This window comes from Streptomyces beijiangensis (assembly GCF_017315755.1).
Classification (GTDB): Bacteria; Actinomycetota; Actinomycetes; order Streptomycetales; family Streptomycetaceae; genus Streptomyces; species Streptomyces beijiangensis.
In genome coordinates this window covers 1-11,166 of sequence record NZ_JAFLRJ010000344.1, presented here as the reverse complement: position 1 = coordinate 11,166, position 11,166 = coordinate 1, and the positions used below count along the sequence as shown (strand labels likewise).

At 70.0% G+C, this 11,166-nt stretch carries 11 protein-coding genes; 4 read left to right on the top strand and 7 right to left on the bottom strand.

The window, feature by feature from the left end; all coding sequences use genetic code 11:
• The first annotated feature begins 106 nt into the window (after nt 1-106).
• A complete protein-coding gene (locus J0695_RS30150; protein ID WP_206967351.1) occupies nt 107-280 on the top strand; it encodes a CsbD family protein in 174 nt (57 codons plus the stop codon).
• Nucleotides 281-359: 79 nt separating this feature from the next.
• On the opposite strand, the gene J0695_RS30145 is transcribed toward J0695_RS30150, so the two are convergent.
• Nucleotides 360-2,207, bottom strand: a complete 1,848-nt coding sequence (locus tag J0695_RS30145; protein WP_206967349.1) for a DUF8508 domain-containing protein — start codon at nt 2,205-2,207, stop codon at nt 360-362.
• A 201-nt stretch (nt 2,208-2,408) separates the two neighbouring features.
• Here J0695_RS30145 and J0695_RS30140 point away from each other — a divergent pair, with 201 nt between their 5' ends.
• Nucleotides 2,409-3,851, top strand: coding sequence for a hypothetical protein (locus tag J0695_RS30140; protein WP_206967347.1), 1,443 nt, complete (start codon nt 2,409-2,411; stop codon nt 3,849-3,851).
• Between the two features lie 174 nt (nt 3,852-4,025).
• Here J0695_RS30140 and J0695_RS30135 read toward each other — a convergent pair whose 3' ends face one another.
• The 4 genes from J0695_RS30135 to J0695_RS30120 form a co-directional block, all read right to left on the bottom strand.
• Nucleotides 4,026-4,478, bottom strand: coding sequence for a hypothetical protein (locus tag J0695_RS30135; RefSeq protein WP_206967346.1), 453 nt, complete (start codon nt 4,476-4,478; stop codon nt 4,026-4,028).
• 14 nt (nt 4,479-4,492) lie between these two features.
• Nucleotides 4,493-5,653, bottom strand: a complete 1,161-nt coding sequence (locus J0695_RS30130) for a chymotrypsin family serine protease (protein ID WP_307798808.1) — start codon at nt 5,651-5,653, stop codon at nt 4,493-4,495.
• A gap of 44 nt (nt 5,654-5,697) precedes the next feature.
• A complete protein-coding gene (locus J0695_RS30125) occupies nt 5,698-5,937 on the bottom strand; it encodes a hypothetical protein (protein ID WP_206967344.1) in 240 nt (79 codons plus the stop codon).
• 133 nt (nt 5,938-6,070) lie between these two features.
• Nucleotides 6,071-6,838 (bottom strand): SDR family NAD(P)-dependent oxidoreductase, encoded by a 768-nt coding sequence (locus tag J0695_RS30120; RefSeq protein WP_206967342.1) that lies wholly within the window; start codon nt 6,836-6,838, stop codon nt 6,071-6,073.
• A 107-nt stretch (nt 6,839-6,945) separates the two neighbouring features.
• Between J0695_RS30120 and J0695_RS30115 the strand changes: the two genes are divergently transcribed.
• Entirely contained in the window at nt 6,946-8,403 is a 1,458-nt protein-coding gene (locus J0695_RS30115) for an alkaline phosphatase PhoX (protein WP_206967340.1), read from the top strand.
• Here J0695_RS30115 and J0695_RS30110 read toward each other — a convergent pair.
• Nucleotides 8,372-9,265, bottom strand: a complete 894-nt coding sequence (locus J0695_RS30110; RefSeq protein ID WP_206967339.1) for a protein kinase domain-containing protein — start codon at nt 9,263-9,265, stop codon at nt 8,372-8,374. The genes J0695_RS30115 and J0695_RS30110 overlap by 32 nt on opposite strands.
• Nucleotides 9,266-9,853: 588 nt before the next feature.
• On the opposite strand from J0695_RS30110, the gene J0695_RS30105 reads away from it, so the two are divergent.
• Entirely contained in the window at nt 9,854-10,084 is a 231-nt protein-coding gene (locus J0695_RS30105) for a CarD family transcriptional regulator (protein WP_206967355.1), read from the top strand.
• 1 nt (nt 10,085) lies between these two features.
• Here J0695_RS30105 and J0695_RS30100 read toward each other — a convergent pair.
• The coding region (locus J0695_RS30100; RefSeq protein ID WP_206967337.1) for an MFS transporter at nt 10,086-11,166 on the bottom strand (1,081 nt) is incomplete at its 5' end.

The following is an 11,166-nucleotide window of genomic DNA, read 5'->3' as shown; positions in this document are numbered from 1 at the left end:
GGTCGGCCGCGGACGCGGCCGGAGCCGTGGCCGCGGAGGACGCAGGTCCTACCGCAGCCGCCGGTGAACCGGCGGACCGATCGCATTCCCCCCACAGAGGACAGTCATGAGCTTTGGACGCACCATGAAGCACAAGGCCCAGGAGTACCAGGGCCGGATCACCGAACGCCTCGGCAGGAGGACCGGCAACCGGAGTCTGCAGAGGCAGGGCACGGCCGACCGGACGGCCGGCGGCCTCAAGCAGTCAGGCGACAGGATCAGGCGCGCCTTCAAGCGCTGATCACGACCGCCCCGGGTGGTGTCCGTGTCGCGCGGATGCCGCCCGGCAGGCATCCGCGCGACACGGACCGGGTTACCGGCTACGGGCGGAAGTGGATCACCTGCGGGTCGTGGTCGCTGTTCTGGGCCGCGAACTCCGAGTTGATGTGGACGCTGTCGAAGAAGAAGCCGTCCTCGCGGATCGAGGGCGACACCAGGATCTGGTCCAGGACCTGCGAGTTGCCCTGGTAGTCGTAGGTGTAGCGCTCGCTCTTCGGCAGGGACCTGATGCCGGAGTACAGCGCGCCGCCGGCCTCGACGAGCTTCGTCGTGTCGGAGAAGTCGAAGTCGTTGATGTCACCGAGGGCGAGCACACTCGCGTGCCTGTCGGCCTTCAGGATCTCCTTGGTGAACGTGTTCACCGCCTGCGCCTGCAGATGGCGCTGGGTCTCCGAGGAGCGCGGCACCGGCTGGAACTGCGAGGTGAGGCCGAAGTCGCCGCCCTTCGAGGAGAAGTGGTTGGCGATGACGAAGACCTTGCTGCCGCGGAAGGAGAACTGGCCCACCAGCGGCACACGGCTGGCGTTCCAGGCCGCGTTGGACGGGTCGATGCGGCCGGGGGATGCCGAGAGGTTCGCCCGGCCGTTCGCGCCCACCACCGTGGTCGCGGTGGTGGCGTCGCCGCCCGGGATGTCCGTGAAGGAGACCCGGTCGGGGTTGAAGAGGAACACCTGGCGGATGTTGCCGCCGGGCTCGCCGCCGCTCTTGCCGTCCACCGGGTCGATCGTGCGCGCCTCGTAGGCGGGGCCGCCGGCAGCCACGATCGCGTCGGTGAACTTCTTGACGGTGACGCTGGAGTCGACCGTGCCGTCGTTCTTCGCGCCGTTGTTGTCCTGGATCTCCTCCAGGGCGACGATGTCCGGCGAGGCGAGGTTGTCGACGACCGCCGCCGCGAGGTTGTCGAACTTCGACTGCGGGTCGGTCGGGTCGAGGTTCTCCACGTTGTACGTGGCGACCGCCAGCTCGCCCTTGCGCTGCTTACGGGTGACCTCGGGCTTGAGCCCGTTGTCCTTCACCGTCAGCGAGTTGTTCGCGAGCAGCGTGTAGCCGCCGAAGGAGTTGTAGTCGAGCGGGCCCTGCGCGCCACTGGTGACGACATCGCCGACGTCGGCGGTCGGGAAGGGCTCGGTGGCGGTCGGGATCAGCGACTGGATCTGGAGCCGGCCGGTGTTCTGGTCCTCGTACGAGGCATAGAGCGAGCCGCCCCGCCGGGTGGCGTTCTCGTGCGGCTTGACCGTGACCCAGAGCTCCGCGTACGCGTCGGTGGCCGTGGTCACCCTCGACGAGCCGACACGGACGTTCATGCCCTCCAGCGACTCGTAGAGGTCGAGGGCGTACTTCTTCGGCTGCAGGGTGAGGCCGTTGATGCTGTTGGCGGCGGCGGTGTCGCCTCCCGGGGTGTACCGGTCGGGCACCGAGCGGCTGTTGAGGACCGTCGCCGCCGGGACCGGGTTGCCCGAGGAGACCAGGGCCACGGTCGGCTTGCTGATCTCGGTGAGGGACTGGTTGCCGCCGGACGCGCCGCCCGGGACGTACTCGCTGACCGTGCCGGAGACGGTGACGGAGTCGCCGACCGCGACCGTCGGGTTCGAGCTGGTGAAAACGAAGACGCCCTCGCTGGTGGCGGCGTTGTCGTCCGGGGCCGCGTCCTGGAACCAGAAGCCCTTGGAGGACCCGTAGGTACGGATGCCGGTCACGATGCCGGGGACGCCTTCGACCTTCTGGCCGGCCAGCGGGGATATGCGGGTGGTGCCCTGGATGTCATGGATACGGACCTCGGCGGCCGAGGCGGAGGACGTACCGGCGAGCAGGCCGGCGCCGAGCGCGGCGGCGACGACGGCCGCGACCGCGGCCGATCTGGGGAGGCTGTGCGTACGGGAGGCAGGCATCACGGAACTCCGGAGGGACGAGGGGCGGAGGGTGGCGTCGTTCTCAGTGTTCTACGCGCGTAAATCTCTTGTGTGGGCAGGGGAGTTGTCAAGGGTTCCCCGGTGGACGACAGCTGACGGGTACATGAACCGGGTGGCATGGGGCGAAATACGTCTACGCTGGGGCGCTCCCGATCCGTAACCCCCCAAGGAGAACCACCGATGTCCGGAGACCGCCCGACCCTGCCGCCGGTGCGGCTGAACTCCGACGCGGAGCTCGCGCGCGACGCGCTCGCCTCGCCGCTGTTGGCGCGGGCCGTCCTGCTCGCCCGCTGGGCTGGGCCCGATGCACGGGTCGCCGCGGGCGGGGAACTCGTCGAGAAGCAGTTGCCCGCAGCGGCCGATGCGCTCGGACTCGCCGCCGACGAGGACGGGGCGGCGTACGCGAGCGAGGCGTGGCGCCTGGCCGTCGACATCGGTCTGCTCGACGTCGAGGACCCGGAGGAGGAGGACGGCGAAGGCACCGTCACCGCCGGGGAGAACCTGGCGCTGGTCACCTCCGGCGGCCCGCAGGAGATCCTCGGGCTGTGGCTGGAAGGCCTGGAGGCCGTGTACGGCGACGCGATCGCGCCCCTCTTCGACGACTTCGCCGATCTCGTGGGCGAGGACGGCGAGATCGACTTCGATGCGCTGGACTGGGACCCGGAGGTCGAGGCGGAGTTCCTCGACGGCGTACTCGGCAATCTGTACCTGCTGACCGTGACCGGGGAAGGGCCCGAGGGCGAAGCGGTTCCGCTGCCCGCGCTGGCCGCCTCGGTGATCGTCCCCGAGGACATGGGGGAGCCGACGGACGACGTACTGGAGCAGGTGTCCGAGGCGATGATGCGCCTCGACGACCAGTTCCGGGTCCTTGAGCCGATCGGGCTCGTCGAGTACCAGCCGGTCGACGAGGCGCTGATGGTCGAGGAGGGCGAGGAGCCGGCGGAACTCGTCGACGACGAGGACGTCTCGCGCTACGGGATGGTCCGGCTGACCCCCCTCGGTCTGTACGGGATCAGGGCGCGGATGCTCGACGCAGGCGTGGACGCGCCCGCGGTCGGGGACCTCGCCGACAAGGGGGCCGACGTACTGCTCGACGCACTGGCCGGCTTCCCGGAGCGCGCGGCCCGCGCGGAGACGCTGGGCTGGCTGGAGGGACGCGAACCGGCCGCTGCCGTACGGGAGTTGCTCGCCGCGGCCCGCGGCGCCGACCAGGGCGCGCCGCTGCGCAGGCTGCACTGCCAGCAGGCGCTCTCGCTGGTCGCGGCGGACGAGGCCGAGCCCGAGGTGCGAGGGGTGCTCGACGACGCGGAACTGGGCGGCCTGGCGCGGGTCTGGCTGGTCGAGCGTGGCGCCACGGACGTGCCCGCACCGCCGGAGTCGATGATCTTCTGGCTGGCGATCGACACGATTGCGGCGCAGCTGGACGAGGAGGGCGAACTGGAGGAGCTCCAGGGCCTGGTGGAGGGGCTCGTCGGGCAGCACGCCGGCTTCTTCGAGGCGGCGTGGCGGGTGGACCACCCGGCTACGGCGGACGTGCTGGAGGCGATGGGGCGGCTGCACTCGGACAAGAGGGCGGCGAAGGACGCGCGCAAGGCCGCCTTCAAGGCGAGGTCGCGAGGCTGACGGTCCTGGGGCTCCGCCCCAGACCCCGGTCCTCAAGCGCGGGACGGGCTATAAATAGCCCGTCCCGCGCTTGAGGACACGCGGCCGAAGGTCGCGTACGGGAGGACCGCCCCGGCGCGGGAAGGGGCGGGGCCCGGGTTGCCCCGGACCCCGCCCCCTCGTACAACTACGGTGTCAGCACTCGTACTTCGTCGTGTGCTTGAACGAAGACGAAGCCCCGTCGAACCCGTACGTGCCCCGGTACGCCGGCGGATTCTGGTACTCCCCGACGATCGTGACCGTATTCGCGCTCGACCCCTGACCCGTCCGCTTCGCGTCGAGCCTGAGCTGCTCGCCGATGTAGCCGCCCGTGATCTCCCACGGTGCGCCGCTGATGCCGTTGGTGATCTTTCCACCGGACACCACGTGCGGGTACGTGTTCGGGTTGTACTTCACCTCGATGGCGAAGGTGATGGAGCCGTTGTGCAGCTCCAGCTTGGCCTCCGTCTGGACGGCGTCCGCCGTCACGTCCTGCTGTGTGGCGAATGCCTCGTCACGCGTCTTGACCTCCGCGCCCTGCGGATTGAGGTAGCGGTGCTCGGAGCGCGACGACTGTCCCTTGGACGACTTGCGTGCCTGAGTGGTCATGATGCTTCCTCCCGTCAGGCCAGCTGCTCGGCGATTTCGACGCGCAGCAGCGCACGGACGTTCTCGATGTGGTTGACCACGGTCACGACGGTCGAACCCGCGAAGAGCAGGCCGAGCGCCACGTTGTCGGGGGAGGTCACCAGCGAACCGGAGTCGCCGCCCGCCGAGATGTTCGTGGTCAGGATCTGGTCCTTGAAGCGGGCGGTGCCCGCCGTACCGTAGTTGACGTCGATCGTCGCGTCGGTCGCGATGATGCGGCCGAAGCTGATGTTGGTCGTACGGCCGGTCTTCTTCACCTGGTCGCCGACCGCCACGTTGGACTTGCGGCGCCAGGCGCGCGGTGTGCCGCTGAAGTACTGCTCACGCGTCGCGTCCTGGAACTCGACCTTGCCGAGCGCCGCGTCGACGATGTTGTTCTGCCGCTCGAGCGGCATCTGCGGGGCGAACTGCACGGTGATGAACCGGTCCAGTGTCGCGATCCGGTCCGCCGGGTCCTGCCCGCCGTCGAACACGCCGGGCTGCACGATCGCGCTGCCCTGGGGCGCGCGGTTGCAGTCCGCGAGCACGTGGTTGTTGGAGAGGATGTAGAACGCGGACGGGGTGCCGAGACCGGGCCCGGGCGGGTCCGTCGTGGCGCCCGGCAGGAAGTCGTACACCACGCTGCCGAGCGTGCCGGCCGTCACCCGTACGTTCCCGACGGAGATGCCCGAAGGGGCGGGCCGCATACGGCGCTTGAGGGTCTGCGGCTCCAGGGAGCCCAGTTCACGGAGCTCTTCCAGCATCGGCTGCGAGAGCTGTGCGAGCTGCTCGGAGACATTGCCGTCGCCGCGGTAGGACCCCTCCTGAGCAGGCACGCCACGCTGGCCGCGCTGCTGCTGATGGCGCTGTGCGGAGACATGACCGACCGCGATGACGTCGGTCGGGGTGCCGTCGTCCATCTGCTGCGGGACGACGTCCCGCTCGGGCAGCATGGACTCGGGAACCTTCTGGGTGACGAACACGACGACGGCCTGTTCGCCGGTCGGCCGTCCGTCGGTCCACTTCATTCCGTGGCCGAAGCCCACCACATTGGCGAGCGGCGACTGCGGCCGCATGAAGTCGGACGTCGCTTGCTGTCGGGAACTGTCACTGATCTGCCCGCCTGTCGGGCCGCGCATCATCTCGGGCTGGCTCACGCCAGACCACCTTCTCTTCTGCTAGATCGGTGCACAGGGTTCCGTTACGACTCGTCGTGCTGGGCGTCGACGTTCCCGATCGCGATTACTCGCACAGGTATGCCGTCGAGCTCGTCCGGAACCACGTCTTCCTGCCGGAGCCGGTCACGGGGCACTGTCCGGGTCACGAAGACGACAATGACGTCTTCTCCCGAGTGCTCGTCCCTCCCGATGCCCACCCCGGTCACGTTGGCCAGCTGCAAGAGCCGACTCTCGTGGAGGCTGCGAACCTGTTTTGCGTCCACTGGCTCGCCTCCCCAACGGGTGAAGCAGGTAAGGCCATGTCTAATCGTGACCGCACCGAGGGTCAAGGCATTCTGCACTAAATCTTCAGATTGGAGGTGATTCTTTCCAGTTGACCTTGTTTATGAAGATTCATCATGTTCGGAGGTGGGAGGCGCCGTTGAAGTCGAGCACCGAGCCCGACGACCACTCCGCCATCGGCGACGCCAGCCACAGCACAGCGGCCGCTACCTCCTCCGCCGAGGCCACCCGGCCGAACGGCGACTGCGCCCGGATCGCGTCGCCCTCCGCCCCGCTGAGCCGCCCGGCCACCCGCTCCGTCTCGAAGAACCCGGGCGCCACGGAGGCCACCCCGATCCCGTACGGGGCGAGGGAGACGGCCAGGGACTGTCCCAGTGCGTGCACCGCCGCCTTGGTCGCCCCGTACGCCGGGTGGTCGGGCTCGCCCCGGAAGGCGCCCCGCGAACCGATGTTGACGATCCGCCCGCCCGTGCCCGCATCGATCATGCGGCGCGCGGCGAGATGACTCAGATTCGCCGTGGCCAGCAGATTCACCGACACATGCTGCTGCCAGAGCGCCGCCCACTCCTCGTACGAGGTCTCGGCGAGCGGATGGCGCACATTGACCGCCGCGTTGTTCACGAGGACGTCGATCCCGCCGAGCCCCTCGGCCGCCGCGTCCGCGACGGCGACCGCCCCCGCGGGGTCCGACAGGTCGCCGCCGACCAGCACATGGCCCGTACCCGCAAGAGAGTCGAGGGTCGCCCTGGCGTCGTCCTCGCGCGACCCGTAGTGCACCGCGATCCGGTCGCCGTTGGCCGCGAAGGCCTGGCCGACCGCCCGGCCCAGACCGCGTGATGCCCCGCTGATGAGGATCCGCCGACCGGTTGTTGGGAGATTCATGGGGAAAGGCCTCTCGAAGTCGGGTGCTGTTCAACCGCCGTTTATACGCGGGCGGGACCGTGAGCCCGCAACCGTTCGAGCCGTACGAGTCCTTCAGGAGACCCGCGATGCCGCTCAGCCGCAGGGAGTTCACCAGACAGTCCGCACTCACCGGTGCGGGCGTGGCGCTCACGGGCGCCGTCGGCGCCCTGGCGACCGCGCCCGGCGCCCTCGCCGCCGAGGAGCACAGCTCCGGACACGGGCACGACCATGGGCACGACCACGGGCACCACCACGCGCCCGGTTACGGCGCCCTGGTCCCCGACCCCAAGGGCATACTCGCGCTGCCCAAGGGCTTCTCGTACCGGATCATCACCCGCACCGGAGTCACCAAGCTCGACTCGGGCGAGTCCACCCCGTCGAACCACGACGGGACCGCCACCTTCGCCGGTGCGCGCGGCACCACGCTCCTGGTCAACAACCACGAGCTGGCCGGCGCCCGCGCCACCTGGCCGCACCCCGTCCCGCTCACCGAAGGCCTGGTCTACGACCCGGCCGCGGCCGGCGGCTGCACGGTCGTCGAGGTGCACCGCGGCGGCGAGGTCGCCGAATGGGTCGGCATCGCCGGCACCGCGACCAACTGCGCGGGCGGGGCCACCCCGTGGGGCACCTGGCTGACCTGCGAGGAGACCGAGGACAAGGCCGGCAAGAACGGCTTCACCAAGGACCACGGCTACGTCTTCGAGGTCGACCCGTACGACCGCCGCGCCAACCGCGCCCCCAAGCCGATCAAGGCGCTCGGCCGGTACGCCCACGAGGCCGTCGTCGTCGACCCCAAGCGCGGCCACCTCTACCTCACCGAGGACGCGTCGGGCCCCAACGGCCTGCTCTACCGCTGGACCCCGCCGGAGGGCTTCAAGCACGGCCGCGGCAAGCTCCGCACTCTCGCGGACGACGCGGGCGTCCTCCAGGCCACCAAGGTCTTCGACAAGAGCGGCGCGTTCGTCGACGACCTCTCGCGCGCGACCAAGATCGGCACGGTCTACGGCGTGGACTGGGTCGACGTCCCCGACCGCGACGCCAAGACGGTCTCCGTGCGCAAGCAGTTCACCGACACGCAGGTCACCCGGGCGCGCAAGCTCGAAGGCATGTGGTGGGGCGACGGAGGGACCTACATCGTCGCCTCGTTCGCCCGTGACGAGAGCCCCGTCCAGCACGACGGCCAGGTGTGGTTCTACGACCCGAAGCGCCGCACCCTCACCCTGAAGGTGCTCCTGGGCGTCAACCCTGACCCCTCCAAGGACGGCGCCTTCGACGGCCCCGACAACATCACCGTCTCGCCTTACGGCGGCCTGGTCATCGCCGAGGACGGCGAGGGCGTCTCGCACCTCTTCGGCGCGACCGAGAGCGGCGTCACCTACCCGATCGCCCGCAACGAGCTCAACATCGGCACGGCCGAGAAGCCCGAGTGGAGCGAGTTCACCGGCGTGACGTTCTCGCCCGACGGACACACCCTGTTCGCCAACATCCAGGTGCCGGGCATCATGCTCGCCATCACAGGGCCGTGGAAGCGCCAGTCCCGCTGATCCCCCAGCCGTCGATGCTCGCGTCGCCGGACTCGTCCTCCCCGGAGGCGAGTTCGGCGACGTACGCCTCCTCGTCCCCGATCATCGAGATCAGCGGCTCCCGCTCCCACCACGGCCCGTCGCCGGCCCGCCCCGCACACCACTGCGCCAGTTCGGGTACGGACGGACGGTCGGCGGGGTACTTGGCGAGGCAGCGCATGAGCAGCCCCGGCCACTCCCCGTCCGGTACGCCCACCAGATCGGGCCCGGTGTGCCGGGTCCGGTAGAGCACCTGCTGGGCGCCGCCCGCACCGTGCGGATTGCGGCCCGTGGCGGCCATCGCGAGCAGCGCGCCCAGGGCGAACACATCCGCGGCCGGCCCCGCCCCGCCCTCACCGCTGAGCAGCTCGGGCGCGATGAAGCCGGGTGAGCCGCCGCTCCCGCAACCGCCGAAGCCGGTGATCCTCGGCCCGCCCCGGGTGAGGACCACCGTGGCGGGCTTGAGGCCGTGGTGGACGAGCCCGGCCCCGTGGATCCTGCGCAGGGCCTCCGCTCCCATCGTCCCCAGCGTGCCCAGCTCGCCCGGGCCCAGCGGCCCCAGGGCCGCGACGGACTCGGAGAGCGAGGTGCCCACGCAGTACTCGGCGGCGACCCACGGCCGCGGCGCGTCGGCGTCGGCGGCCACCACGTCGGCGGTGTACGGGCTGCTCACGGTCCGGGCGGCGGTCGTCTCACGCCGGAAGTGCTCCCGGAACTCCGGGTCGGCGGCCAGCCGCTCGCTGACGGTACGTACAAGGACATAACGCCCGTCGGGTGTGATCCCGAGCTGATCCCCGCCCCCGCCGAGCGGTGCGACGATCCGGTACCCCGCGACCTGTGCCATGCGGTGGCCCCCTTCGGGCTGATGACGATCTGTGCGACGCGTACGGGGGCGCGCTCGGTTGCGCCGTCCCTGAAACCCTTGGTGCGGGCTTCGGCCGCGCTCCTGCGGTCGATCTCGTCCGGTGCGATCTACGGACACCCAGCTTTTCATGCGCCCCCGACGGATCGGCCACGGGAGGCGCGCCCGTGAAGTGCCGGAAGTGCGAGCGTGTCCCTAATGTCCTGAATCGCTCAGGCGGCCCCGGCGGTACCGACACCGCCGAGGCCGTTCGTAAGCACTGCCGAAACCGTGACCGAGTCCTGATTGTTACGGACGAGCGGGCGGCCTGGAGCCGCCACGGCGACGCGGCCGCCGGCATCCCCCGGGACGTGCCCGTCCGCACCTGGAACCTGGCGGGCTGCCGGGCCGGTCACGCCCCGTCGGGCAAGGCCGGACAGCATGCCGCGAGGGGTCCGACGGACAGCGCTTTCCGCACGGTCCTGCTGCTTGAGGCGGGGCGTGGCGCGACCCGGCCCCAGTTCCGGTGATCAAGGTCCTGCGGAATGACGGACATGGCGTGAGGGGTCCGGTGGGCGCATACTGAGAGCAATGACTAAGTCAGCCGGATCCCGGCGCCACCTGCCCTCCAGTCCCTTCAACCGCCCGGCCCAAGCTGCCGCACCCATCGAGATCTTCGATGTGGGGGACCGGGTTTCGCATGACCAGTTCGGACTCGGTCGAATCATTGGAATCGAGGGCGACAACGACGCCGTGCTCATCGATTTCTCAGGGCGTCAGGGGAGGATCCTCAGCCCCTACGCCAAGCTGACCAAGCTCTGATTCAGTTACGGACCGTTCGCCTGCCCTTGATCACAAGGGCGGCGACCGGAACCGTGCAGAGTGTGATCAGTGCTCCCGCGAGGAACGCGCTGGTCGCGCCGTGTGTCAGTACGGCCTGAGGTGATCCGGTGGCATGCCGGGTCGCCGTGCCGAAGACCGTCACCTGTACCGAGAGCCCCAGCGTCCCGCCCAGCCACTGCAGCGTCTGCAGCAGGCCGGACGCGGAGCCGGCGTCCCGCGTGCCCACCCCCGCGAGGATCGTCGCGTTCAGCGGCATGAAACTCATTCCCACCCCGAGCCCCAGCAGGACCATGGGGCCGAGCAGCCCGGCCGCGTAACTCCCGGTCGGGCTCAACTGTGTCAGCCAGAGCGCGGAGCCCGAGATCAGCAGGGCGCCTGTGACCAGGACCGGTTTGGCGCCGTGGCGCTGCAGCAGCCGGGGGACGAACCGGAGCACGGTGAACATCGCGACGGTGAGCGGGAGGAACGACACGCCCGCCTGCAAAGGCCCGTATCCCAGGACTTTCTGCACGTACTGGGTGAGGAAGAAGAAGGCGCCGAACATCCCGGCGGGGATCAGCAGGACGTTGATGTACGCGGCCGCGCGGTTGCGGTTCGCGAAGAGACGCAGGGGTGCGATGGGCTGGGCGGCGCGGCTCTCGACGTACGTGAAGAGCGCGAGCAGCGCGACGGCGGACGCGAACGCGATCCGGGCGGCGGTGTCGCTCCAGCCGCCGTCCGAGACGCGGATGAAGCCGTAGACGAGCGAGGTCATGCCCGCCGTGCCGGTGAGGGCGCCCGCGACATCGAAGTGTCCGGTGTGGCGCGGGGGTTCCCTGACGAGGCGGGGGAGCGCGAGGGCGACCGCCACGCCGATCGGGACGTTGATGAGCAGTGCCCAGCGCCAGGATGCCCAGGAGGTGAGCATGCCGCCCACGACAAGACCGAGGGAGGCACCGATGCTCGCCATCGAGGTGTAGATGGAGAGCGCGTGGTTGCGCTTGGGGCCCTCGGCGAAGTTGGTGGTGATCAGGGCGAGGGTGGAGGGGGCGATCAGCGCCGAGCCGACGCCCTGCAGGGCG